The organism is Cutibacterium sp. LaCa_255, from assembly GCF_057458005.1.
Window position 1 is genome coordinate 1,197,253 of sequence record NZ_CP190956.1, and the last position, 23,573, is coordinate 1,220,825.

General features: G+C 64.1%; 23 protein-coding genes. 15 read left to right on the top strand and 8 right to left on the bottom strand.

What is annotated here, in order from left to right; all coding sequences use genetic code 11:
• Positions 1-7: 7 nt before the first annotated feature.
• Positions 8-1,105, bottom strand: a complete 1,098-nt coding sequence (locus ACP8ML_RS05310; protein ID WP_333490119.1) for an App1 family protein phosphatidate phosphatase — start codon at positions 1,103-1,105, stop codon at positions 8-10.
• On the opposite strand from ACP8ML_RS05310, the gene ACP8ML_RS05315 reads away from it, so the two are divergent.
• Genes ACP8ML_RS05315 through ACP8ML_RS05325 form a run of 3 tightly spaced genes read left to right on the top strand, consistent with a single transcriptional unit; the run spans position 1,086 to position 3,516 of the window.
• A complete protein-coding gene (locus ACP8ML_RS05315) occupies positions 1,086-1,748 on the top strand; it encodes a DUF5998 family protein (RefSeq protein WP_036975946.1) in 663 nt (220 codons plus the stop codon). The genes ACP8ML_RS05310 and ACP8ML_RS05315 overlap by 20 nt on opposite strands.
• Complete coding sequence (locus ACP8ML_RS05320) at positions 1,745-2,872, top strand: alkaline phosphatase family protein (RefSeq protein ID WP_117189605.1); 1,128 nt, start codon at positions 1,745-1,747, stop codon at positions 2,870-2,872. Before ACP8ML_RS05315 ends, ACP8ML_RS05320 begins: the two co-directional genes overlap by 4 nt.
• Positions 2,869-3,516, top strand: a complete 648-nt coding sequence (locus ACP8ML_RS05325; RefSeq protein WP_036975948.1) for a thymidine kinase — start codon at positions 2,869-2,871, stop codon at positions 3,514-3,516. Before ACP8ML_RS05320 ends, ACP8ML_RS05325 begins: the two co-directional genes overlap by 4 nt.
• A 75-nt stretch (positions 3,517-3,591) precedes the next feature.
• On the opposite strand, the gene sepH is transcribed toward ACP8ML_RS05325, so the two are convergent.
• Entirely contained in the window at positions 3,592-4,662 is a 1,071-nt protein-coding gene (gene sepH / locus ACP8ML_RS05330; RefSeq protein ID WP_065672676.1) for a septation protein SepH, read from the bottom strand.
• Positions 4,663-4,871: 209 nt separating this feature from the next.
• On the opposite strand from sepH, the gene ACP8ML_RS05335 reads away from it, so the two are divergent.
• Complete coding sequence (locus tag ACP8ML_RS05335) at positions 4,872-5,168, top strand: DUF4193 domain-containing protein (RefSeq protein ID WP_002513666.1); 297 nt, start codon at positions 4,872-4,874, stop codon at positions 5,166-5,168.
• Between the two features lie 68 nt (positions 5,169-5,236).
• Here the strand turns inward: ACP8ML_RS05335 and ACP8ML_RS05340 are convergent, their stop codons facing one another.
• Entirely contained in the window at positions 5,237-5,536 is a 300-nt protein-coding gene (locus tag ACP8ML_RS05340; protein WP_015582794.1) for a DUF4235 domain-containing protein, read from the bottom strand.
• Positions 5,537-5,574: 38 nt separating this feature from the next.
• Between ACP8ML_RS05340 and ACP8ML_RS05345 the strand changes: the two genes are divergently transcribed.
• Genes ACP8ML_RS05345 through ACP8ML_RS05360 form a run of 4 tightly spaced genes read left to right on the top strand, consistent with a single transcriptional unit; the run spans position 5,575 to position 7,759 of the window.
• Entirely contained in the window at positions 5,575-6,135 is a 561-nt protein-coding gene (locus ACP8ML_RS05345) for a DUF3093 domain-containing protein (RefSeq protein ID WP_036975951.1), read from the top strand.
• Complete coding sequence (dut, locus tag ACP8ML_RS05350) at positions 6,128-6,586, top strand: dUTP diphosphatase (protein ID WP_065672678.1); 459 nt, start codon at positions 6,128-6,130, stop codon at positions 6,584-6,586. Before ACP8ML_RS05345 ends, dut begins: the two co-directional genes overlap by 8 nt.
• A 43-nt stretch (positions 6,587-6,629) precedes the next feature.
• On the top strand, positions 6,630-7,364 hold the full coding sequence (locus ACP8ML_RS05355; protein ID WP_065672679.1) for a DUF3710 domain-containing protein: 735 nt from the start codon (positions 6,630-6,632) through the stop codon (positions 7,362-7,364).
• Positions 7,365-7,366: 2 nt separating this feature from the next.
• Positions 7,367-7,759, top strand: coding sequence for an OB-fold nucleic acid binding domain-containing protein (locus tag ACP8ML_RS05360; protein WP_065672680.1), 393 nt, complete (start codon positions 7,367-7,369; stop codon positions 7,757-7,759).
• A 611-nt stretch (positions 7,760-8,370) separates the two neighbouring features.
• Here the strand turns inward: ACP8ML_RS05360 and ACP8ML_RS05365 are convergent.
• Both ACP8ML_RS05365 and ACP8ML_RS05370 read right to left on the bottom strand, forming a co-directional pair.
• Complete coding sequence (locus ACP8ML_RS05365) at positions 8,371-9,030, bottom strand: potassium channel family protein (protein ID WP_016667543.1); 660 nt, start codon at positions 9,028-9,030, stop codon at positions 8,371-8,373.
• A 42-nt stretch (positions 9,031-9,072) separates the two neighbouring features.
• Positions 9,073-9,768 carry a potassium channel family protein gene (locus ACP8ML_RS05370; protein WP_081302568.1) on the bottom strand — a complete coding sequence of 232 codons (696 nt, stop codon included), beginning with the start codon at positions 9,766-9,768 and terminating at the stop codon, positions 9,073-9,075.
• A 134-nt stretch (positions 9,769-9,902) separates the two neighbouring features.
• Here ACP8ML_RS05370 and ACP8ML_RS05375 point away from each other — a divergent pair, with 134 nt between their 5' ends.
• Positions 9,903-11,927: an APC family permease gene (locus ACP8ML_RS05375; protein ID WP_065672682.1), complete on the top strand. Its 2,025-nt coding sequence runs from the start codon at positions 9,903-9,905 to the stop codon at positions 11,925-11,927.
• A gap of 50 nt (positions 11,928-11,977) precedes the next feature.
• On the opposite strand, the gene ACP8ML_RS05380 is transcribed toward ACP8ML_RS05375, so the two are convergent.
• The 3 genes from ACP8ML_RS05380 to ACP8ML_RS05390 form a co-directional block, all read right to left on the bottom strand.
• Entirely contained in the window at positions 11,978-12,970 is a 993-nt protein-coding gene (locus tag ACP8ML_RS05380; protein WP_117189606.1) for an IS481 family transposase, read from the bottom strand.
• A gap of 86 nt (positions 12,971-13,056) precedes the next feature.
• Complete coding sequence (locus ACP8ML_RS05385; RefSeq protein WP_036316262.1) at positions 13,057-13,710, bottom strand: NAD(P)-dependent oxidoreductase; 654 nt, start codon at positions 13,708-13,710, stop codon at positions 13,057-13,059.
• The gene (locus tag ACP8ML_RS05390; protein WP_200869978.1) at positions 13,707-14,648 is read right to left on the bottom strand and encodes an EamA family transporter; all 942 of its coding nucleotides are present in this window, start codon (positions 14,646-14,648) and stop codon (positions 13,707-13,709) included. The genes ACP8ML_RS05385 and ACP8ML_RS05390 overlap by 4 nt, the downstream gene beginning before the upstream one ends.
• Positions 14,649-14,685: 37 nt before the next feature.
• On the opposite strand from ACP8ML_RS05390, the gene ACP8ML_RS05395 reads away from it, so the two are divergent.
• From ACP8ML_RS05395 to dxs, 6 genes are all read left to right on the top strand, one after another.
• Entirely contained in the window at positions 14,686-15,579 is an 894-nt protein-coding gene (locus tag ACP8ML_RS05395) for a LysR family transcriptional regulator (RefSeq protein WP_031943895.1), read from the top strand.
• 161 nt (positions 15,580-15,740) lie between these two features.
• The gene (locus ACP8ML_RS05400; RefSeq protein ID WP_065672683.1) at positions 15,741-16,922 is read left to right on the top strand and encodes a class I SAM-dependent RNA methyltransferase; all 1,182 of its coding nucleotides are present in this window, start codon (positions 15,741-15,743) and stop codon (positions 16,920-16,922) included.
• A gap of 19 nt (positions 16,923-16,941) precedes the next feature.
• A complete protein-coding gene (locus ACP8ML_RS05405; RefSeq protein ID WP_004811475.1) occupies positions 16,942-17,175 on the top strand; it encodes a DUF6767 domain-containing protein in 234 nt (77 codons plus the stop codon).
• A 353-nt stretch (positions 17,176-17,528) separates the two neighbouring features.
• On the top strand, positions 17,529-20,198 hold the full coding sequence (gene acnA, locus ACP8ML_RS05410) for an aconitate hydratase AcnA (protein WP_117189607.1): 2,670 nt from the start codon (positions 17,529-17,531) through the stop codon (positions 20,196-20,198).
• A gap of 210 nt (positions 20,199-20,408) precedes the next feature.
• Positions 20,409-21,530 carry an alpha/beta hydrolase gene (locus ACP8ML_RS05415; RefSeq protein WP_117189608.1) on the top strand — a complete coding sequence of 374 codons (1,122 nt, stop codon included), beginning with the start codon at positions 20,409-20,411 and terminating at the stop codon, positions 21,528-21,530.
• A 141-nt stretch (positions 21,531-21,671) separates the two neighbouring features.
• Positions 21,672-23,540, top strand: coding sequence for a 1-deoxy-D-xylulose-5-phosphate synthase (gene dxs, locus ACP8ML_RS05420; RefSeq protein WP_117189609.1), 1,869 nt, complete (start codon positions 21,672-21,674; stop codon positions 23,538-23,540).
• Positions 23,541-23,573 lie beyond the last annotated feature (33 nt).

Sequence of the window (23,573 nt, forward strand, 5' to 3'; positions counted from 1 at the left end):
CCGCATGTCAGGGCCGCCCTGGTGAGTCCTCGTGGTTGAGCACCTTGTCCAGGAGTGGAGCCAACTGGTCGCCGTCAGGGGCGCGTACCACAGGGGCTGATTCGGGGGTCCACTGCACACGGTGGCGGTCCTCCATCACTGTCGTCGTGCCGTGGGCCAGCACCTGCTGGGTCGTCGAGAGCTCCCGAATGGCGATCGCGCGGGTGTGGCCGGGTTGCAGCTCGTCGAACTCGGAGTAGATCCGGATGTCGTGCTGCCCGTCATCGCCGACCAGGACCCACTCGATATCAGGAAAATCGCGCGCCAATTCGCGCAGGGCTGTCCGCTTGTGGTCGACGCCGGAGCGGAACCAACCGGTGTTCGTCGGCCCCCAGTCAGTCAGCAGCAACGGTCCTTGCGGATAGCCGTGACGGGCCAGGAACCTCACCAGGAAGGGATAGGTGTTCCAGGCGCCGGTGGACACGTAGACCACGGGTGCGTCGGGATGGCGTTCCAACAGCTTCTGGTACATGCGGGCCATACCGGGAATGGATTTGCGGGCCTGCTCGGTGAGCACGAAGGAGTTCCAGGCGGCGATGAGGGATCGTGGCAGGGAGGTCGCGATGACGGTGTCGTCGATGTCGGACACGATGCCGAAGCGGGTGTTGCGTGAGACGACGAGGACCTTCGCCTTCGTCGTGTCCCCGGAGGTCGAGAGGGTGACCTCGTGCCATCCCGGTTGCAGTCCATTGTTCTTGACGCGCACGTCTACGTATCCGCCACGGTCTGCCAGGACGGTGATCTTCTCTCCGTTGACGTCGACGACGACCTCGGTACCCGGTGCTGGAAGACCGAGGAAGTTGCGCCATCCCCGCTGGGACAGCAGGTCGATGGACAACATGTTGCGCCGGGTGAGCGGAGAACGGTCAGGATGACGCTCCTCTTCCGGATTGGCGCCGGGAGGACTGGTGAGGACGACTCGGCCCAGAACGCGCACATGGGTGGCCGATCCGTAACTGCGATATCCGATCACGCGCGGCACCCAACCGCGTCGACGCAGCGTGGTGTTGAGGCGCCTGTGAAGGGCATCCTCGACTCGGGCTCCGATGAACGGCCGGTTCGACATGTCTTGGAGATTACTGGATCGGGCTTCGTCGTGGGACGATGGGCCGGTGAGCCAGTCTGTCGATCAAGCCCGAACTCCTCTTCCGGCTGCCCTAGCTGCCGAAATCCAGTCCTGTGGGTTCTTCCCTGAACTGGTCAGCGACGTCGCCGAAACCTCCTTGGCAGGAGAGGAGATCCTCGACCATCTGCTTCACCTCGAGGCAGCATTCGACAATGACGAGGTTCACCGGCATCTCACCGTCATTCTGCGTACTGCGACGCGAATGCTCATCGGTCACACCGACGAGCGGACCGAGGGGGGACGGCTCCAGGCCGTGACCTCAAGTGAATCGATCCCGCTGTCGGAGGTGAGCTCGGTGGTGCTGACGCGTGTCGTCCAGCACCCCGACAAATTCGGCAAGGACCCCTCCGCGGCGACCGTGGAGACCTGGCTGCAAATGACGTGGGGCGCGGTGTCGCGCATCGAGCTCGAGCCTGCCACTTGCGGTGACCCGATGTGTACCGCCGATCATGGCTACACCGGCACCTTCAGCGGGGATGACATCGTCATCCGGATGAGTCCTGCTGCTGATGGCCCCGACCAGGTCGAGCGGATGATGGGGTTTGCCACTCGAATGCAGGTCGCCACTGGAGCAGCACGATGAGTTCATTGCTTGGCCCTGATCTCATGGCACCGGGTCCGCAGACCCTTTCCGACCTGGTGCCCGCCATGGGAAGGGTGTTGACGGGTCAGAGGTCGGCTGGGCTCGGCCTGCCCGAGGCGAGGCGTTACGTCTTCCTACTCGTCGACGGGATGGGGCGGGAGAACCTCGAGCAGTCCCGTCACCTGGCTCCTACCCTGTCGGACATGCAGGTGTGCCATGACCTGACCTGCCAGGTTCCGTCGACGACGGCCACCTCGTTGAGCTGTATCGGTACAGGTGCCGTTCCCGGACGCCACGGCGTCGCCGGGTACACCTTCCGTGCTCCCTCCGGACAGGCCATGAACGCATTGAGCTGGGCCAACGGCGACGACCCCGAGGTGGTCCAGCCTCACCCGACGGCCTTCGAAGACCTGGTGACAGCGGGAGTGACGGTCAGCAGCGTCGGTCCGGCTCGGTTCGAGAGGTCTGGGCTGACGCGAGCGAGCTTGCGCGGTCCGAGATTCGTGGCCATTCGTGACGAGGACGACGTCGACGAGCGGGTCCGCAAGACCCTCGCCGCGTCTGAGGACGGGGAGGTCTCTCTGACCTACGTCTATGAGCGTTCCCTGGACCATGTCGGCCACGGTGAGGGATGGCAGTCAGCTGCGTGGAGGTCGCGTCTGATGTGGGTTGACGATCTCGTCGGGGCTCTCCTCGACGAGCTGGATTCCGGCACTGCACTGGTGGTCACAGCAGATCACGGCATGATCGACGTGCCGCAGGACCACCGCGTCATGGTGGAGGACGAGGGAGGACTGCTCGCAGACGTCGATCTGCTGGCAGGGGAGCCGAGATTCCGCCACATCTACACCCGACGTCCCGACGAGGTCGCACAGCGTTGGCGACGGGTGCTCGGAGATCGCGCTCAGGTCGTGGTGGGTGATGACGCCGTCGACGCGGAACTTTTCGGGCCTGTCGATGAATCCACTCGATCCCGGTTCGGTGATGTGCTGGCGATCACCCGTGACGACTGGGCGATCATGAGCCGTGCCACCCCCAAGGAACTCTCCCTGGTCGGCATGCATGGTTCCCTGACCCCGCAAGAGATGAGGATTCCGTTGCTGGCGCAGGTCTGCGAGGGATGAGGATGGCTGAACTCGTCTTCCACACCGGGCCGATGGACTCCGGAAAGTCCACACTCGCGCTGCAGATGGACCACGCTCAGTCGGCCCATGACCGTCAGGGTGTCAGGTATGCCATGCACGATCGGTCTGGCGGTGCCCGCATCACCTCCCGAATCGGTCTGAGCGTCGAGGCCGTCGAGGTAACGGACTCCCTGGACCTCTACCAAGACGTCGTGGCGCGGTTGAGTCGCGGTGGGCGCATCGACTACCTCATCTGCGACGAAGCTCAGTTCTACCGTCCCGAACAGATTGATCAGCTCGCGCGGGTCGTCGACGACCTGGGGGTTGACGTCTACTGTTTCGGCATCCTCGCCGATTTCCGGACCGCGCTCTTTCCTGGCTCCAAACGGCTCGTCGAGCTCGCCGACCGTGTCGTCCAGCCTCCCGTCTCGCCACTGTGCTGGTGCGGGCGTCCTGCGACCCACAACGCCCGTATCGTCGGCGGCGTCATGGCGCGTGAGGGGGATCAGGTGGGCGTCGGCGACATCGGCGGCGGATCCGAGATCCACTACGAGGTGTTGTGTCGTCGTCACCACCGTCAGGGGATTACCGGAGAAATGTCCAGGGCGACCCTTTCGGAGCAGACCCTGCCCTTCGACGGCTGAGAGCCCCGAATGCCCCGAGCCCGGCTGGACGGCGGGGCTCGTGTGGTTGTGAACGTCTCCGGCGGTCATGACCTCTCACGCGTGGGGGGTGGGTCCTCCGAACATAATTTCGTCCCACGACGGGATCGACGCTCTCTTGGACTTGCGAGGCTTGCGCTTCTTGCGCGGCTGCTCGCCACCCTCGACGAGGGCATCCTGTCGGGGCTCGTCCTTGTCGGCAGGCTGGCTGTCCTTGGTGGACTTCGACCTGCGAGACGTCGCCCTGGTCGTCGGCTTCCTGGCAGGAGCGTCCTTTCCGGGCTCAGGCCTTTCCGGCTCAGGAGCGGTGGAGGACTCGTCGGTCGCGTCCGAGGGGGTGTTCTCGTCCTGGAAGTCGTTGGTCTGGGACTCCTGCGTTGCGGCCTGTGATGTTTCCGACGTCTGGGTTCCGGGGGCGGAATCGGCGTCGACCACCGGCGTCTCCAAGCCCTCATAAATGTTGACCGAGTCCTCCTGGAAGCCCGCCAGCATCTCGTAGAGCATGTCCATGTCGGCTGGGGATGAGGGGACGAAGTCATAGACCCCGTCGTGTTTGGTCATCCCGGCGACGGCATTGGGGTCGTCCGGCTGCTGCGGATGATTGCTCACTGCGCGAACGATGGCCAACTCGTCGTTGAGATCCAGCGTCGGCTCCTGATCGGGATCAGGAGCACCATCTGGCAACGGCTCAGCGGGAGCAGGGGACCGGTCGTTGACGAGCCAACGTGCACCGGCGTCCTCAGGGGAGGTGTGGCGTCCCTTGAGATCGAAGCGGAACATCGCTGCGCTCGGAGCTCCATCCTCGGTCTCGGGCCAGGTGGCCTCGAGGGCCCAGGTAAGGTCCTCGTGGCGCCACGACCGCCAGGAGATCTTCTCATCGGGGATTGAATTGGCCTTGGCGACGCGGGAGATGACGGTACCCAGGGTGCGGTGGGACCCGGCCGCGCCGGCGCGGCGAACCGGGCACGTCATGGCAACCTCGATGATGTGGTCCAACTCGGCGAGGACTGGTACGGCGAAGGGCTCCACCTGGTCGACGCCGACGCCCGCCTCTGCGGCCACCTCCTCGACAGTGGCCCCGGAACGGATCCGCGACTGAATCTCGCGGGGGCTCAGAGCGCTGTCCATCGTCCACCTTCCCTCCCGACCTCTTGTGGTCGGGGTTTGGCTGTGTGAGTCACCAACTTACTGCCTCCGGGCGTGATGGTACCGCCCGGATGCCCTGGCGCGCTGTCTGTCGACTTGACAGGTGTGATACACAAGGGTGCGAATGTTGTGCGGTCGCAGCTCGCAATGAGCGAGCTGGCGACGTCTCGAGTCCTTACTGGAAGGTGACTATGGCTACCGATTACGACGCTCCCCGCAAGACTGATGAGGAGGTCAGTGAGGACTCCATCGAGGAGCTCAAGAACCAGCGCAACGACAAGAACTCCGGAAAGGTCGACGAGGACGAGGTCGAGGCTGCTGAGGCTTTTGAGCTTCCCGGCGCTGACCTGTCCCATGAGGAGTTGACCGTCCGGGTGTTGCCTCGCCAGTCCGGCGAGTTCACCTGCGCGTCTTGCTTCCTCGTGAAGGGACGCTCCCAGCTGGCTGAGGAGCGTGACGGTCAGTTCTACTGCGTCGATTGCGTCTGATCCTCCCTTGACATGAACGGGCCCCCGCCACGTGGCGGGGGCCCGTTGTCGTTTCGTGGGGTAGGGGCTCAGTCGTCGTTCTTGTCCTTGAAGTCCTTGCCGGTGATGGGGTTGACCGAGCTGAACTTCATCCAGCGCTTGTTGACGAAGCGGTGCATCAGCAGCTGGGATCCGGCGATCCCGATGCCGCTGGCCAGCGCCCATGAGAGTGCTTTCGTGGTCGAGACCTCGGGGTCATCAGGCTGGGGAGTCTCGTCGTCGCCGGTGACGTACTTCCACACGCCTTCGACGACCTTCTGGCTAACGATGGTGGTGACGGCGCCGAGGGCACCGGCGTAGACCTTCCACAGGATCTTTTCTGGGATCATGACGTCATCATATTGCGTCACGGCCCGTCGACTAGGCTGTGACGGTGAATTCCCCCCATCCTTCTGGACCAGTCGTCTACTCCGAGAGACTCTGCGCCCCGCCTGCATGGTGGCTCATCGGAGCTGCCGTCGCGATCTCGCTCATCGTGGCGATCGGTGCCTGGACGAGCCCGACCACTGGGATGATCGTCGCCGTCATCATCGTCGTGCTCGTCGTTGCTGCCTTCGTCGAGGCCGGACGGGTACGCATCGTCGTCACTGAGGACGGATTTGGTGCAGGACGGTCCTGGATCGAGTGGAGATGGGTCGATCGGGTTCGGGGCGTGGACGCAGGGACGATGACATCCGTGATGCACTCCAGCCACCAGGTCGGGTCGTTCCTCGTGACACGGCCCTGGATAAAGTCTGGGCTCGTGTTGAGGCTCGCTGATCCTGCAGACCCGCATCAGGCATGGATCGTCAGTACCCGCCACCCCGACAAGTTGGCGGCGATCGTGTCCGAGTACGTGGTGGCGCCGGATTCTGCCGCTGTGTCCTCCCCACCTGTTTCCAAGGATCCTTTCAGTGACTCTCGTGATGAGGAGGACAGCCGTGACTGACGTCATCGTCCCGACCGTGGCAGATTCGGAAGCCATGCCCCGCTATGCGATGCCCGGTGACGCCGGGGCCGATCTCACCTGCCGCCATGACGTGGACCTGGGTCCGGGGGAGCGGGCCATGGTCGAGACCGGTGTGCGTATTGCTCTGCCGGAGGGTTACGTCGGGCTGGTCAACCCGCGGTCAGGCCTGGCCGCGCGGTGCGGACTGTCGATTGTCAACGCTCCCGGGACCATCGACTCCGGGTACCGAGGACAGATCAAGGTGCTGCTCATCAACACTGATCCCAGGGAGTCCATGCACCTTGATGCCGGGTCGCGAATAGCTCAGCTCGTCATCGTCCCGGTGATGCAGGCAGTCTTCCAGCCGGTCGGCGACCTGGACGAGACCGAACGCGGCCAAGGCGGATACGGGTCGACCGGCGTTTCTGGTGTGCGTCCCGCTGATGGTTAGACTGCATTTGTTGACACCACAGTGTCGGTCGAGGAAGGACACAATGTTCGGTCGCAAGAAGCGCAACGACGACGTCGAGAGGGATGAGGGCATCGACGAGGAGCTCGAAACCACCGAGGAGGCTCCCGACGATCCCGACGTCGAGGAGACCACTGACGAGGACGAGCCCGGCGAGGAGAAGGACGCCTCCACCTACCGGATCAACCTCGACCGCGAGGATGGCCCCTTCGACATCGACGAGGTCGACCTCGACGCCGACGATGTTGAGCGCATCGACTTCGGTTCCCTCATCGTTACCCCGTTCGAGAACATGCAGATGCAGATCCAGTTGGACCAGGCCTCTGGTGCCGTGCAGAGCCTGCTCGTCGTTCAGGGGAACTCCGCCATCGAGGTGGCCCTTTTCGCTGCTCCTGCCTCGACCGTCATGATTGACGAGGTCCATGAGGAGATGGTCCGCGGCACCGCTGCTCAGGGCGGCGAGGCCAATGTCGGCCCCGGACCGATGGGTGCCGAGCTTCGTCGTATCGTCCCGATGAAGGGACCGGACGGTGAGGATGGGTACCACGTGTCCCGCACCTGGCTGGCCCAAGGGCCGCGCTGGCTGCTGCGCGGTGTGCTGATGGGCGAGTCGGCTCTTGGCGAGAAGCTCGACGCCACCGGCCAGCTACTGTTGGAGTTCTTCTGCAACCTCGTGGTGCGTCGTGACGACAGCCCGCGTGTCCCCGGCGATGTCATCCCACTGAAGGTTCCTGAGGGTCTGCACCCGGAGGAGTCCTGATCATGGCCGAAGGCACCGATGCTCGCGCCCCCCGCGAGTCGATGCTTCGGCGGGTCCTGCACCGGGTCACGGCGTCCAACGAGGATCTTGCCGATGACGACTTGCAGCGCTCCAGCATTAGTGCCGGGGTCTCGACCATTGCCGAGGCCAAGATGCGTTCCCGTGCGTCCCTCCAGGGGAGGATCGAGGTGCTGACCCTCAACCCTCGCGGAACGAATCGCTGGCTCGAGGCCGAGCTGCGCGACGGCACTGGTGCTGTGACGTTGATATGGATGGGTCGGCGTCGCATCCCGGGTCTACGCGCTGGGCGAAGGATCAGCGTCGAGGGGATGATCACCGAGGCGGATGGGCGCCGAGTGATTTACAACCCCAGGTACACCGTTCTTCCCGACTGAGTGGCAGTCCTCGACTAGGTGACAGCTTCGGCGAAGGATCTTGGGGTTTCCGGGCCTTCGCCGGGCCCCGGGACTCGTCTTCAGACCGGGTGGCCCCAGCCCCCTTCGCTGGCGCTTCTTCACCGCTCGGTGCCTGTTTCCCTGATATGGCTGCCCCATTCCTGATCTCGTGTCTCCGTTTCCCATCTTCCTTCCGACCCGTGTTGGCCTCCCGCTCACCTCGCGCGTTCACTCCGCCTCGGTGTGGTGATGTAGGTCCTGATGGCTCCTGTTGTCATGTGGGTTGGCAGCAGGGACCGTCGTAACCGTTATTGCCACCACTTGGGCAGGGTGAGGCGCGGGGCGCGTGGGGCATTGATGCTCCCCAGGCCAGCCATAGATTGTCGAGGCGTTCAACCCTGGTGGGGATCTGGGTGACAACCGGCCCTGATGCAACCACAGCTGACAGCAGCCTTATCCAGAACCGGGATTACCACGACGGAGGGGAACCGGGGCACGAGGGGGAAGAGGAGAACACGAAGAGGAGCGCGGGACAACAGGGTGGGTGCTGCCTCACAGTTGCGGGATGCCCCACAAGAAGCCTCAGGGCGGTGAGAATCCGAATCAGCTGATCAGTGAGGCGCCAGCAGATCGACCAGATCGGGCTCGTAGTTCGGTGAGACCATGAAGAGCAGCTCATCGCCGGCCTCCAGTGCGGTCTCACGCTCCGGCGCACGTCCCTGACCATCACGGATGATGGCGACGAGAACTGCATCTCCGGGCATCGAGATGTCGCGGATGCGGTCACCCACACGCGGCGAGTTGTCAGGCAGGGTGAGCTCGACAAGGTTCGCGCGGCCCTTCTGGAAGGTGAACAGGCGGACCAACTCTCCGACGGTTACGGCCTCCTCCACCAGTGCCGCCATGAGCCGCGGGGTTGACACAGCAACATCGACTCCCCACACCTGGTCGAACATCCACTCGTTGCCGGGATGGTTGACACGGGCGACGGTCCTCGGCACGCCGAATTCGGTCTTGGCGAGCAGCGAATGGACCAGGTTGACCTTGTCATCGCCGGTGGCCGAGATGGCGATGTCACAGTTGTCGATGCGGGCCTCTTCGAGGGCAGCCAACTCGCAGGCGTCCGCGCACAGCCACTCGGCTTCCGGCACGGTGTCCGGCTTCATGGCCTTGGGGCTCTTGTCGATGAGCAGGATCTGATGCCCATGAGCCGTGAGCTCACGGGCAATGGATCGACCGACGTTACCGGCTCCAACGATGACGATTCTCACGATTCTCCTTGCCTCGGGTGATCAGAGCGTTGCGTCTAGCACTCAACGCTTGACCGGCGGCTTGGCCAGCAGGCCCTCGATCTCGGTGATGCGCTCGACCTCGACGGCTGCGTAGACGACGTCTCCGTCTTGCAGCAGGGTGGCGTCGTCAGGAACCATGCCCTGACCGAACCGCAATAGGAAGGGCAGCGGGGTGTGGATGCGGTCCTGGATGGCGGAGATCTTCATCCCGACCCAGTCAGTGTGGGTGTTGACGCGGATGAGACGGACCTGACCGGAAGGATCACGCCAGGCCGGCTCAGAACCCTCCGGCATGAGGCTTCGCAGCACCTGGTCGGCAGCCCAGCGCACGGTCGCGACTGTCGGGATCCCAAGCCGCTCGTACACCTCAGCACGTCCCTGGTCGTAAATGCGCGCCACGACGTTGTCGATTCCGAACTCTTCGCGGACCACGCGGGCGGCCAAGACGTTGGAATTGTCCCCACTGGAGACGGCAGCGAATCCGTCAGCCTCGCGGACGCCGGCCTTCTCCAGCACAGAGCGGTCGAATCCGACCCCCTTGACCGTCCGTCCCTTGAAGTCGGGCCCAAGCCGGCGGAAGGCGTTGTCGTCAATGTCGATGACCGACACGTCGTGGCCACGTTTCTCCAACAGGATGGCCAAGCTCGAACCGACTCGGCCACATCCCATGATGACGATGTGCACGGGACCCCTTTCCTGGGTTGCGGTGGCACCCATCCATGTCGTGGTTGTCGGGGCCATTCTGCCGCGTCCCGGTCTGCCTGTCTCGTCCGAGGGCGGTTGCTGACCTCACGGTCATGAGGGTACCGGCAATGTGCCGATGATGTTCCACGCAAGTAGAGTGGCCCGTCGTGAAGGTTTTCCAAGCCGTCAAGAGGGTGCTCATCGGGCGCAAACTCGAGAGCAGTGCTCTGGGCGAGACCCTCCTGCCGAAGCGGATCGCACTGCCGGTGTTCGCCTCCGACGCCCTCTCGAGTGTGGCGTACGCCCCTGACGAGATCCTCATCACCCTGTCTCTGGCAGGCGCTGCCGGATTCGCATTCTCGTGGAAGATCGGCATTGCCGTTGCCCTCGTCATGCTCATCGTCGTGATGAGCTACCGCCAGACGGTGCATGCGTACCCGTCCGGTGGTGGTGACTACGAGGTCGCGACAGCCAATCTCAGCCCGCAGTTCGGGCTCGTCGTGGCCTCCGCCCTGCTCGTCGACTATGTCCTGACGGTGGCTGTGTCGGTGTCGTCGGGCATTCAGAACGCCGAGGCGATGATCCCCGGCCTTGCCGGGCACGAAGGCGTCGCGGCGGCTGTCGTCATCGCGATCCTGACAGCCATGAACCTGCGTGGTGTCAGGGAGTCCGGAACCTTCTTCGCCGTGCCCACGTACGCCTTCATGATCTCAGTGATCTGCATGGTGATTTGGGGTTTGACAAGGGTTTTCGTCCTGGGAGACAGCCTGCGCGCTCCCACCGCCGATTACACGGTCGTCGGAGCACCGAAGTACACCGGTCTCGTCGGTATCGCCTTCGTCATCCTCATGGCGCGTACCTTCTCCTCAGGCTGTGCCGCGCTGACCGGCGTCGAGGCCATCTCCAACGGTGTCCCATCCTTCCGCGAGCCGAAGTCGAGAAACGCAGCCACGACCTTGGCAATGCTCGGTGGAATCGCCGTCTCCATGCTCATGGGCATCCTCGTCCTGGCCAATGTCACGGGCGTCAAGATGTTCGACCCGACGGGGGAGTCCCACCTCGTCGACACTCACGGAAATGTCGTCAAGGACCAGGTGACGGTCGTCGGCCAGCTCGCCCGAACCGTCTTCTACGACTCCTTCAAACCGGGCTTCTACATCATGATCGTCTGCACGATGATCATCCTGTTCTTGGCTGCCAACACTGCCTTCAATGGCTTCCCGGTGTTGGGTTCGATCCTCGCCCGTGACGGCTTCCTACCCCGTCGTCTGCACACCCGTGGCGATCGTCTGGCCTACTCCAACGGCATCCTGACGCTGGCCACCGGCGCCATCATCCTCGTGCTGGTCTTCAACGCCTCGGTGACTGCGCTGATCCAGTTGTACGTGGTCGGCGTCTTCATCTCCTTCACGGTGAGCCAGACCGGAATGATGCGCCACTGGACGCGGCTGCTGCGCACCGACACCTCGGCCTCGGTCAAGGAGCGCCGCAGATGGAAGCACTCGCGGATCATCAACGGCATCGGCCTGGTGGGAACTGGTGTCGTCCTGATCATCATCCTGACGTCGAAGTTCATCCACGGTGCCTACCTCGCACTCATTGCCATGGCCTTGGTCTACGTCCTCATGACGGGGATCAAGAAGCACTACGACTCGGTGGCCCAGGAGTTGGAGCTGAACAGCCCGTCCGACCGTGCCCTGCCGTCGCGGGTCCACGCGGTCATCATGATCTCGGACCTCAACAAGCCAACGATGAGGGCGATTCAGTTCGCGAAGGCCACCGTGCCAACTTTCCTGGAAGCCGTCATCGTCGACGTCGATCCCGACGTCACGGACCGCCTGCTGGAGCGTTGGGACGAGGAGGACATCGACATCCCCCTCAAGGTCATCGCTTCCCCGTATCGCGAGATCACCAACCCCTTCATCGACCACATCCGTCATATCCGCAGTGAGAATCCGCGAGACATGGTCGAGGTGTTCATTCCTGAGTACGTCGTCGGTCACTGGTGGGAGCATCTCCTGCACAACCAGACGGCTCTCGTGGTGCGGGCGCGCCTGCACTTCATGCCCGGAGTTCTCATCTCCTCGGTGCCGTACCAGTTGTGCAGCTCGGCGATTCTGGAGAAGCGCTGGAAGCGCAACGATCCGCGATCGTGGCGGGATCCCAGCGCGACGATCACGCCACGGCACTGACGGGATGCTTTCCTTGTGACGGCTTCGTGGTGATGATCACCACGAAGCCGTCACGGGTAGTTGTACTGACCGGGTACGTTGGTCAAGCGTGAGAAGGGCGGCTGGTTCCCGCAAGCGGTGTGGGGCCGGTGGTGGTTGTAGTAGTGCAGCCAGCCGTCGAGTTCTCCGCGGCGTTCGGTCTCGCTGGTGTAGCAGCGGGCGTAGGCCCAGCCGTCGGCCAGGGTGCGGTGGAAGCGTTCGATCTTCCCGTTGGTCTGCGGCCGATAGGGCCTGGTGCGCTTGTGCCGGATGCCGAGCTCGTGGCAGGTGTCTCGCCACAGGTGTGAGCGGTACGCGCCGCCGTTGTCGGACAGGACCCGCTCAACGGTCACCCCGCGTGCGTTGAACCACTTGACGGCCCGAACGAGGACCGCGGTGGCGGTGAGGGCAGTTTCGTCGTCGTGGATCTCGGCGTAGGCGACGCGGGAATGGTCGTCGATGACGGTGTGGACGTAGGCCTTGCCCATCAACGGGTCGCTGTACTTGTTCTTGGGCTTGCCCGGGGTGGCGGCGCGGTTCTTCTCGCCCTGCTGGCGGCCGACGTAGCGCCAGCCGCCGCCGTCGGGGATGTTGCCGAGCTTCTTCACGTCGACGTGCAGCATCGCCCCGGGGTGGTCGTGCTCGTAGCGGCGGACCGGCTCCCCGGTTGCCCGGTCGACATGCGAAAGCCGGTTCAGGTGCGCGTCGACGAGGATCCGGTGAACCGTCGACGGAGCGATCCCCAGCCGGCAAGCGAGCTGCACGGGTCCTTCTCGAAGACGGAGACGGAGCTGGATGCAGCGCTTCGTCGTCTTCGCGTTGGTCTTGTTCGGCGAGTGATGCGGCCGTGACGAGCGGTCCTGCATCGACTGGCCGGCGCGATAGCGGTCGGCCCAGCGCTTCACAGTGGGCCAGGAAACCTGGAACCGGGCGGCGACCTCGCTGATCGGCCAGCCCTGGTCGACCACGAGCTGGCCGACGATCAAGCGGTGGCGCGGGGTCAGTGCTGCGTTGGCGTGGAGCAAGAGCGTCCCCTTGGAATAGACGGAGGGGGCCGATAGCTCGACCCCCTCACGGTTGTTAGCGTGGATTCCTCTGTGGACCGCTGGCCCTAGGCCAGACCCTTTGCCAGCTCGATGGCGGTGAAGTGATGTACGGCGCTGGGCTGCTCGAGCTCGTCGAGCACCGCTAGGGCCAGGTCCGCAGGGGTGATCCGCGACGTGCCATCGTGGTTGATGAGGAGCGTGTCACCGCTACGGCGATAGGCGCCGGTTCCCTGTCCGGGCTCGAAGACTGCCGACGGACTCAGGTAGATCCAGTTCTGGTTCGGATGTTCGGTACACGCGTTGAACTGGTCGAGGCTGGCCGACGCGACGTCACGCCACTGGGTCGGCACGAAGGCGGGGTCGTCCAGGACGAGCAACTCTCGATCGTGAGGTGAGCGCAAGGGCGCTGCTCCTCCCACGACCAAGACCCGGACCCCCGCGACGGCGGCGTGGTCGAGGACACGGCTGGTCAGCGGAGCCACACGGCTTTCGTCGCCGGGGGCCATGCGCACGGCGAGCACGACGGCGTCTGCGTCGTTCAGGACGGGCTGCAGGGGTGCCTCGAGGTCTGTCAGATCGAGACGAGTGACGGTGGTATGCGGGTCGTTGGTCTCCTGTGGGTTCCGCGATACGGCAGTGACGTGGTGGCCGCGGCGTGTGGCCTCCTGCGCGATCGCTGCGCCGGCCATGCCGGTGGCTCCGAGAACCGTGATGTTCATGAATTGTCCTTTCGACGATGGGTGGGTGCGGGGAGCTGGCCACAGACCATGGCGGCCAGGGCGATCGCGAAGCCGAGGTACTGCTCGGCTCCGAGGTGTTCGTGCGCGATCAGGGCGCCGAGCAGGGCGGCGACCAACGGCGAGAGAAGTCCCAGGAGGGCTGTGGACGTGACGGGCAGGCGTCGGATGCCGGTGAACCAGAGGCTGTAAGAGACCAGTGCCCCGACCAGGCCGAGCCAGGCGTACCCAAGCCAGCCACGACCGGAAATCACTGCCGGTGGCCCCTCCACCAGCAGCGCCGGGATCGCCAGCAGAAGGCCGGCGGCCGTCAGCTGCCAACCGGCCAATGCGATGGGCGAGACACCTTGGGGGAGCTTCCACTTCTTGGTCAGGACCACGCCCGTGGCCATGGCCCCTGCGCCACCGAGTCCTGCAGCCACACCCACCGGGTCCAGGGCGGCGCTCGGCCCAAGGACCACGAGAGCCACCCCCACGACACCCACGACACCCCATCCCAGGCGCCAGCCGGAGAGTTGCTCGTGGAGGACAGCCACGGCCAGCAGGGCAACGATGATGGGCTGCACCGCACCCAGCGTGGCCGCGACCCCGCCCGGAAGACGCTGCGCCGACAAGAACAGCAGGGGGAAGAACGCGGCCATGTTCAGACCGCCCAACACGAAGCTCTTCCACCACCACGAGCCGCGCGGCAGCTGCCTCGACAGGCCCACCGCGATGATCCCTGCCGGCAGCGTCCTCATGAACGCGGCGAACAAGGGGTGTCCGGCTGGGAGGAGGTGGGTGGTCACGATGTACGTTGTCCCCCACGTAGCGGGGGCCAGCGCCGTCAGACAGGTCCACAGCAACGAACTGCGGGCCCCATGGGAAGAAGTGTTCACCGATCCATCGTCAGTCGCCCACCAGCGGTGAGTCCAACACATTGTTCTCACCCAAACAATGACCTGCAATCATGGTTTAGTGGAACTCCAACAGCTCAGGTACGTCGTGGCGATCGCCGAGGAGCGCAACTTCACGCGAGCAGCAGAACGCTGCTTCGTCGTGCAATCAGCACTGAGCCACCAGATCAAGGCCCTCGAACAGGAACTCGGCACGGCACTGTTCGTGCGCTCATCCCGTCGGGTGGAGCTGACCGCCGCCGGCGAAGCCTTCCTCACGGAAGCACGCGCCAGCCTCGCAGCCGCCGACCGTGCCGTGGCGGTCGCTGCCGAGGCCGTGGGCCAGGTCCGCGGAAGCCTATCGGTAGGTGTCATCCCGACGGTCACAGCCGTCAGCGTGCCCGACATCATCGCGGCCTTCCACGCCAGCCATCCCCACGTGGACCTCACCGTGCGGGGCGGGGGAAGCAATGAGTTCATGCGCGACCTCGGCAGCGGGAGACTCGACGTGGCCTTTCTCGGCGTGGACGCCGACGTCGCCCCAGCGTCCGGACTCACCGCGCACGAGATCGCCCGAGGGCGTCTCGTCGCCGTCATGGCGTCACAACACCGGCTAGCGCACACGGGCACCCTGGCCCTGGCTGACTTGGTCGACGAGACGTTCATCGACTTCCCGGCCGGGTCACCAGGCAGACTCCAAGGCGATCGGGCATTCGCTGCCGCAGGCCTTCAGCGCCGCGTGGGCTTCGAGGCGATGTCGACCGAGTTCATGCTCGCCCTCGTCGAACGTGGGTTGGGCGTCTGCCTGCTGCCCGTCGAATGTGTGCCGGCTAACCCAGCGCTGCGAGCAGTTCCCGTGGCCGATGGCCCCTGCCGGGCCGAGTACGTCGCGTGGGGCTCTTTCAATCCGAGCCCCGCGTCTCGGGCGTTCATCGAACAGGTCAAGGAATCAATCGCCCTGCACATGGTCGGCTGATGCCGGTCCCATCGATCAACGTCTCCGGTCCGTACAGGTAGTGCCACAACGTCAGCTTTTCGCGAACGTGGCCTCGCTCACCCCTGATATTGCGGGGTTCGAGGCCCATCAAGGCCTCAGCTGCACGGAAGTGACACCACTGGGGGCCTAGACTTGGCCTGATGCAGGAGTCTGTTGATGCGTCCCCGGCTGAGGAATTCGACCTCGTCATGGGCAAGGTCGCCCACGGTGGTTACTGCGTGGGGCATCTGGACGGCAGGGTCGTCTTCGTCCGCGGTTCATTGCCAGGGGAGAAGGTTCGGGTCCGATTGACCGATACCTCCAAGGCCTCGCACTGGTTCGGGCAAGCCGTCAAGGTCATTTCGCCTGACCCGCACCGGGTTGTCCCGCCGTGCCCCGTCGCGGGGGTGTGCGGTGGCTGCGACTTCCAGCATGTCGATGTCGAGTTCCAGCGCGAGCTCAAGCGACGGGTCGTTGCCGAACAGCTCAGTCGCATCGCCGGCATCAAGTGGACTGGATCCGTGGAGACTGTCGACGGTTCCTCCGACGGCCTGGGTTGGCGGACCCGTATGCAATATTGCAGCCTCGATGGACGGCCGGCTCTGCGACGCCACCGCAGTCATGATGTGGTGAAAGTGCCTGAAGGTGGTTGTCCCATCGCGCATCCCGCTGGGCGTCCGGCTGCCGAGTCAGCGTGCCGCGTGGCCGACCAGGCGATTGTCATGGTGACCAGCTGCCTCACACAGTACCCGGAGGTGAGTGTCATCGCGGATGGTCAGCTCATTGCCGGCGGCGAGACGATGACGGCTCAGGTGGGGCAGCGTCGTTGGAAGGTTGGCGCCGGCGGCTTCTGGCAGGTCCACCCCGGGGCGGCCGAGGCATTGGCTGACGCCGTGGTGGGTGGTTTGGATCCTCATCAGGGTGACGAGGCCCTGGATCTGTACTGCGGAGTCGGACTCTTCGCAGGTCTGCTTGCCGATCATGGTGTTCGCGTTCGTGGCATTGAGGTGTCGCGCCAGGCGGTGGCATTGGCACGACGAAATGTCCCCGGTGGGCGTTTCACTGCCGGGCGGGTGGAACGAGTCCTGCCGCGTATGAAGGCCAAGTCGAATCTTGTCGTGCTGGATCCCCCGCGCAAGGGGGCGGGCAAGGCTGTCGTCCAGGCCGTGACGCGAACGTCACCGCGAGCGATCGCACATGTCGCATGTGATCCGGCTGCGCTGGCCCGCGATCTGCACCTGTTCGACGTCGGCGGATATGCGCCGCGTTCGATCCGTGCGTTCGACGTCTTCCCGATGACTCATCATGTCGAGGCCGTGGCGATCCTGGAGCCGAAGATCTGAGATGGCAGGTCCAGTTCCGATGTGTCCGCTGCGCCCGGGGGATCCTTGTAGTCTGTGCCAGCTCTACGTCACCGGCCCTCAGGACTGCGGTCTGGTATACCTCGTCATGGGTGATGACGCCCTGCGCAGCGAGCTCGCGAAGTCCAGGAAGGTGGCGCGTGAGAAGGAGAAGCAGAGCGCCCCGCCGCATGCGGTCGAAGTGACAGATGACGACGAGCTGGGGCCCGATCCCCGATCTGAGGGACTTGACTGATCCATACGATGAAACCTGTCCGGAACCACGATGTGATGCAGGCTGGGTTGGTGACGCCGTGTTGCGGTGCTGACAGGGACGTCACCATGACCACCATGACTGTATCCCGCCGCACCGTCCCAAAAAGGGTGCAGCGCGGGGCTCTGGTGCCATGAGCAAGTCGGATGGAGGTGTTCACCTTGAGCATGTCGGCGGGGCCTGATGATCCTGTGGGTTCATTCTGCTTCTTAGCCAAGCCTAACTTTGGGCTCGTTTCACAACAAGATATCTTGACATCAAGATATCTTGTTCCGCCACGATGGTGGAGCTCGACGCGAGATGATGAGATCCGCATCGACTAGTCAGGAGTCCACATGAGTGTCAACAGCTTCGACGCGAGACGAACCCTCGACGTCGACGGCCAGTCCTACGAGATCTACGACGTCACCAAGGTCGACGGTTCCGACAGCCTGCCGTACAGCCTCAAGGTTCTGCTCGAGAACCTGCTGCGCACCGAGGATGGTGCCAACATCACCGCTGAGCAGATCACCGACCTGGGACATTGGGACGCCGACGCCCAGCCGTCCAAGGAGATTCAGTTCACCCCGGCTCGCGTCATCATGCAGGACTTCACTGGCGTGCCCTGCATCGTCGACCTGGCCACCATGCGTGAGGCAGTCACCGATCTTGGTGGTGACCCAAGCAAGGTCAACCCGCTGTCGCCCGCCGAGATGGTCATCGACCACTCTGTCATCGTCGAGCGCTTCGGCACTCCGGAGGCCTTCGAGCAGAATAAGGACATTGAGTACCAGCGCAACCGTGAGCGCTACCAGTTCCTGCGTTGGGGCCAGACCGCGTTCGAGAACTTCCGTGTCGTCCCGCCGGGCACCGGCATCGTCCACCAGGTCAACATCGAGCACCTCGCCCGCGTGACCTTCGTTCATGACGAGGACGGCAAGAAGGTCGCCTACCCGGACACCTGCGTCGGCACTGACTCCCACACCACCATGGTCAACGGTCTTGGCGTTGTCGGCTGGGGTGTGGGTGGCATCGAGGCCGAGGCCGCCATGCTCGGTCAGCCGGTTTCCATGCTGGTCCCGCGTGTCGTGGGGTTCAAGCTCTCCGGTGAGCTGCCTGACGGCGTCACCGCCACCGACCTCGTCCTGACGATCACCCAGATGCTTCGTGAGCACAAGGTCGTCGGCAAGTTCGTCGAGTTCTACGGCCCCGGCGTCGCCGCCGTGCCGCTTGCCAACCGCGCCACCCTGGGCAACATGAGCCCTGAGTACGGCTCGACCATCGCCGTATTCCCGATCGACGACGTCACCCTGGACTACCTGCGCCTCACCGGTCGTGACGAGTCCCAGGTCAAACTCGTCGAGGCCTACGCCAGGGCCCAGGGCATGTGGCACGACCCGGATCGCGAGCCTCGCTACTCCGAGTACATGGAGCTCGACCTCTCGACGGTCAAGCCGTCCATTGCCGGCCCGAAGCGTCCGCAGGACCGTATCCTCGTCTCCGAGGCGAAGGAGACCTTCGAGAAGACTGTTCCCGACTACACCACCAAACCAGGTGTTGCCATTCCGGTCACCCTGGCCGATGGACGCTCCTTCGAGCTGCGCAACGGTGCCGTGACGGTTGCCGCTATCACCTCCTGCACCAACACCTCGAACCCGAGCGTCATGATTGCCGCCGGACTGGTGGCCAAGAAGGCCCACGAACTGGGTCTGTCGCCGAAGCCGTGGGTCAAGACCTCGTTGGCCCCGGGATCGCAGGTCGTCACCGACTACTTTGAGCGAGCCGGACTCTCCGAGCACCTTGCTGCCATGGGATTCGACCTGGTCGGCTACGGCTGCACCACCTGTATCGGTAACACTGGTCCGCTCATCCCCGAGGTCTCGGCCGCCATCAACGAGAACGATCTGGCCGTCACGGCAGTACTCTCCGGCAACCGTAACTTCGAGGGTCGCATCAGCCCCGACGTCAAGATGAACTACCTGGCCAGCCCGCCGCTGGTGGTGATCTACTCGATCGCTGGCACCATGGACATCGATCTCAACAACGATGTGCTGGCCACCACCCCGGACGGCCGCGAGGTTCGTCTGGCCGATCTGTGGCCCTCCACCCAGGAGATCGAGGAGATCGTCGGATCGTCCATCTCCGCCGAGATGTACTCCGAGCGCTACGCCGACGTCTTCGACGGTGGCCCGCGGTGGAAGGAGCTGGAGACCCCCGAGGGTGAAACCTTCTCCTGGGATCCTGCCTCCACCTATGTCCGCAAGCTGCCGATCTTCGACGGCATGAAGGCTGAACCCGACCCAGTTGGTGACATCACCGACGCCCGCGTCCTGCTCAAGCTCGGCGACTCGGTCACCACCGATCACATCTCCCCGGCCGGCAATATCAAGACCGACTCCCCGGCGGGCCAGTGGCTTGCTGGCAACGGCGTCGAGCGTCGCGACTTCAACTCCTACGGCTCCCGCCGTGGAAACCACGAGGTCATGATGCGTGGCACCTTCGCCAACATCCGCCTGCGCAACCAGCTCGCCCCGGGAACCGAGGGTGGCTTCACCCGCGACTTCACCAAGGTCGACGGCCCCGTCACCACGGTCTACGACGCCTCGGTGAGCTACCGCGAGCAGGGCATCCCGCTGGTTGTCCTGGGTGGCAAGGAGTACGGTTCCGGATCTTCCCGTGACTGGGCCGCCAAGGGTACCCAGTTGCTGGGGGTCAAGGCCGTCATTACCGAGAGTTACGAGCGTATCCACCGATCCAACCTCATCGGCATGGGCGTCCTGCCGTTGCAGTTCCCGGAGGGTGAGTCGGCTGATTCCCTCGGCCTGACCGGCGAGGAGACCTTCGAGATCACTGGCGTCGACAAGATCAACGAGACGATCCCGGAGACGGTCCACGTCAAGGCCGTCAACGGTGACAAGGTCGTTGAGTTCGACGCCGTCGTCCGCATCGACACCCCAGGAGAGCGCTCCTACTACCTCAACGGAGGCATCCTTCAGTACGTGTTGAGGAACATGGCTCGTAACTGACGCATGCGTTCAACCGGGGGCGGAAACCACGTGGTTCCCGCCCCCGGTCATCGTCTTCTGAGAAATCGCACCAGGGCAGGGGCGACGACGAAATGGTGGGTGCCCTCGAGAAGTCCTGAAATCCGTGTGACAACCCTCACATCCCGTGACCCTCTGGTCACTACAGTGACGACATACAGCACTGAGAATCGTAGACGAGGGGAAACACCGATGGGACGACTCACCCGAATCGTGGTCACCGCACTGGCAGGCGGAGCCTTGACACTGACGCCCATGGCAGCCCACGCCGCACCGGCCACCTCCGATGCCCCGACCAGTGACGTCACGGCGGCCGTTCCGGGAATCCTCGGACAGATCCATGACACGCAGATCCATGACACCAAGGGCATCACCGTCACCTCCGTGACGAAGGTCTCGGGGCAGCAGCGCACTTGGCAGATCAATTACTCGACCCCGTCGATCGATCCCGCACAGACCTTTGATGGTCAGATGGCCATCCGCGTCACTCTGCCAGCTGGGTACGCCTCCCATCCCGACAAGCATTACCCGGTCCTCTACCTGCTTCCCGGCGGTGGAAGCGGTCGGGTCCGTGACTGGACCGACGAGTCGGGCAAGCAGGGCAAGGCAGAACAGATCACCGCCGATGCCGATCTCATCACGGTGACATTGGAGGGTGGCAAGGTCAGCTGGTACTCCGACTGGGCGAACCAGTCTCGCGGTGACGCCGACTGGTCGCACCACCACCTCGACGAGGTAATTCCCTTCGTCGACGCCAACTTCCGCACTGTGGCGTCAGGCAAGCATCGCGCCATTGCCGGTCTCTCCATGGGCGGCTACGGGGCCTATCACTACGCGATGGAACATCCGGGGATGTTCTCCTCGGTCTCGGCCTACTCTGGTGCCGTCGACATCGAGAGCGCCTCGGTGCGGGCCACCGTGGCCGAACAGCTCGTCAAGAGTGGATATCAGCCTGACTCGGTCTGGGGCCCGATGGTGCGAACCAACAAGACACTCGTCGAGGCGAACCCGTCCAGTGGAGAGGGAGCCGACAACCTCGCCAGCATTCAGCGCGACGGCACCCGTCTGGCTTTGTACGCGGGCACTGGGCTGGGTAGCGGCAATCCAGGTGCCATGGCCATCGAAACGGCTGTTGGAGCCAATACGACCGCTCTGCACGTGCGGCTCGCTGCTCGCCAGGTTCCCCATACCTACATCCGTTACACGACCCGCACTTACGGCGGTTTCAAGTGTGATGGCGGCCACGACTGGGGCTGCTGGAACGCTGATCTGAGCCAGGACCTGCCCCTCATCCTCAGGGCCGTGCGTGCCTGACTCCCCCCCATGATCTGCCGGGCCCATCCTTTTCTTCCGGGGCTTACCAGTTGTGAAGAAGGTAGCCGGATTGTGAGCGTGAGGCGAAACGGGACGCAAACTGGACCCGGCACTCTGGTGGCAGGTCCTAAGATGGCACGTATGGCTCTTCTCGACGACATCGGCTGCCCCGACGACGTGAGGAAACTCACCACTCAGCAGGCCGACGACCTCGCCGAAGAGATTCGTAGCTTTCTCATCGACAATGTTTCGCGTACTGGTGGCCATTTGGGTCCGAACCTCGGCGTCGTCGAGCTGACGATCGCACTCCACCGGGTCTTCGACTCACCTCATGACCCCATCATCTTTGACACCGGTCACCAGAGCTATGTCCACAAGATCCTGACCGGACGTGCCGCTGGCTTCGAGAAGCTGCGTCAGCGCGGCGGTTTGTCCGGATACCCGAGCCGGTCCGAGTCGGCTCATGACTGGGTGGAGAACTCGCACGCGTCCACCTCCTTGTCCTGGGCCGAGGGCCTTGCCGAGGGATTCCTCTCGCGTGGCGAGGACCGCACGGTCGTCGCCGTCATCGGTGATGGTGCACTCACCGGTGGTATGGCCTGGGAAGCCCTGGACTCGATCGCGGATCAGCAGGATCTGCGTCTGGTCATCGTCGTCAATGACAACGGACGCTCCTACACCCCAACGGTGGGAGGTCTGGCCAACCAGCTCGCCATTATTCGCACCGATCCTCACTATGAGGAAGCCCTTGATCGTATGAAGCGGCATGTCACCGAGAAGCCGCTGGGCAAACAGGTCTTCGGTCTCATGCACGCGGCGAAGGCCGGCGTCAAGGACGCCCTCATCGGCAACGGGATCTTCTCGGACCTGGGAATCAAGTACCTCGGTCCGGTTGACGGTCATGACGTCTCGTCCGTCGAGCGCGCCCTCGAACTGGCCAAGCGCTACGAGCATCCCGTCATCGTCCACGTCATGACGACGAAGGGCAAGGGATTCGCTGCCGCTGAGGCCAACGAGGAGGACCACTTCCACGCCGTCGGTCAGATCGACCCCAAGACGGGAAAGTCCCTCAAGGTTGCCGGTGGTGCCTCGTGGACCCATGCCTTTGCCGGTGCCATGGTCGAGCTGGGGGAGAGGCGTCCCGACGTCGTCGGCGTGACTGCTGCCATGCTCCACCCAGTCGGACTGGCCCCGTTTGCCGCCCGTCACCCGGAGCGGGTTCTCGACGTCGGAATTGCCGAGCAGCATGCGGTCACCGCGGCGGCTGGCATGGCCGCTGCCGGTCTTCATCCGGTCGTCGCCTTGTACTCGACCTTCCTCAACCGGGCCTTCGACCAGCTCCTCATGGATGCTGGTCTGCACCATGCCGGCGTGACGATCGTGCTGGATCGGGCTGGAATCACCGGCACCGACGGCGCCTCTCACAACGGCATGTGGGACATGGCGATCTGTGGGATCGTGCCCGGCCTCATGCTCTCGGCACCTCGTGATCGTCAGCATCTGATCTCGCTACTCGACGAGGCCGTCGACACTGATGACCGCCCCACCGTCATCCGGTACTCGAAGGCTCCCATGCCTGACGACATCCCAGTGGTGTCCTCCCACGAGGGCCTGGACGTCCTGCGCGAAGGACCGGAGGACGGCATCCTCGTCGTTGCCCATGGGCAGTTGTGCACTGATGCCTTGAAGGCAGCAGACAGTCTCGACGTCCCGGTGCGAGTGGTCAGCCCCCGCTGGTCACTCCCGGTCTGCGAGGGTCTTCTCGAGGAGGCCTCAAGGGCTCATGCCATCATCAGTGTGGAGGACGGGTTGGTCGTCTCCGGACTCGGATCCCATCTGGCTGACGCCTTGTCAGAACGAGGTGTCTGGCGTCCGACCCGCAACCTCGGCATCCCGCAGCGCTACCTCGACCATGACTCGCGGTCGGCCATCATGGCTGAGCTGGGCCTGAATGCCGAGGGGATCGCTGAAGCGGTCGCTCAGCTGGCCTCCCAGCTCGACACCCAGTGAGCTGACTCCCCGACCAGAGAGCCTGAGGTCGCG

What these genes read in the sequence shown, in the direction of transcription:
- ACP8ML_RS05385 (WP_036316262.1), bottom strand. Translation starts at nt 13,710, where the DNA reads ATGAACATCACGGTTCTCGGAGCCACCGGCATGGCCGGCGCAGCGATC.
- ACP8ML_RS05400 (WP_065672683.1), top strand. Translation starts at nt 15,741, where the DNA reads ATGCAGGAGTCTGTTGATGCGTCCCCGGCTGAGGAATTCGACCTCGTC.
- ACP8ML_RS05325 (WP_036975948.1), top strand. Translation starts at nt 2,869, where the DNA reads ATGAGGATGGCTGAACTCGTCTTCCACACCGGGCCGATGGACTCCGGA.
- ACP8ML_RS05390 (WP_200869978.1), bottom strand. Translation starts at nt 14,648, where the DNA reads ATGTGTTGGACTCACCGCTGGTGGGCGACTGACGATGGATCGGTGAAC.
- sepH (WP_065672676.1), bottom strand. Translation starts at nt 4,662, where the DNA reads ATGGACAGCGCTCTGAGCCCCCGCGAGATTCAGTCGCGGATCCGTTCC.
- ACP8ML_RS05415 (WP_117189608.1), top strand. Translation starts at nt 20,409, where the DNA reads ATGGGACGACTCACCCGAATCGTGGTCACCGCACTGGCAGGCGGAGCC.
- ACP8ML_RS05320 (WP_117189605.1), top strand. Translation starts at nt 1,745, where the DNA reads ATGAGTTCATTGCTTGGCCCTGATCTCATGGCACCGGGTCCGCAGACC.
- ACP8ML_RS05340 (WP_015582794.1), bottom strand. Translation starts at nt 5,536, where the DNA reads ATGATCCCAGAAAAGATCCTGTGGAAGGTCTACGCCGGTGCCCTCGGC.
- ACP8ML_RS05310 (WP_333490119.1), bottom strand. Translation starts at nt 1,105, where the DNA reads ATGTCGAACCGGCCGTTCATCGGAGCCCGAGTCGAGGATGCCCTTCAC.
- ACP8ML_RS05370 (WP_081302568.1), bottom strand. Translation starts at nt 9,768, where the DNA reads ATGGGTGCCACCGCAACCCAGGAAAGGGGTCCCGTGCACATCGTCATC.
- acnA (WP_117189607.1), top strand. Translation starts at nt 17,529, where the DNA reads ATGAGTGTCAACAGCTTCGACGCGAGACGAACCCTCGACGTCGACGGC.
- dxs (WP_117189609.1), top strand. Translation starts at nt 21,672, where the DNA reads ATGGCTCTTCTCGACGACATCGGCTGCCCCGACGACGTGAGGAAACTC.
- ACP8ML_RS05405 (WP_004811475.1), top strand. Translation starts at nt 16,942, where the DNA reads ATGTGTCCGCTGCGCCCGGGGGATCCTTGTAGTCTGTGCCAGCTCTAC.
- ACP8ML_RS05360 (WP_065672680.1), top strand. Translation starts at nt 7,367, where the DNA reads ATGGCCGAAGGCACCGATGCTCGCGCCCCCCGCGAGTCGATGCTTCGG.
- ACP8ML_RS05335 (WP_002513666.1), top strand. Translation starts at nt 4,872, where the DNA reads ATGGCTACCGATTACGACGCTCCCCGCAAGACTGATGAGGAGGTCAGT.
- ACP8ML_RS05315 (WP_036975946.1), top strand. Translation starts at nt 1,086, where the DNA reads ATGAACGGCCGGTTCGACATGTCTTGGAGATTACTGGATCGGGCTTCG.
- ACP8ML_RS05355 (WP_065672679.1), top strand. Translation starts at nt 6,630, where the DNA reads ATGTTCGGTCGCAAGAAGCGCAACGACGACGTCGAGAGGGATGAGGGC.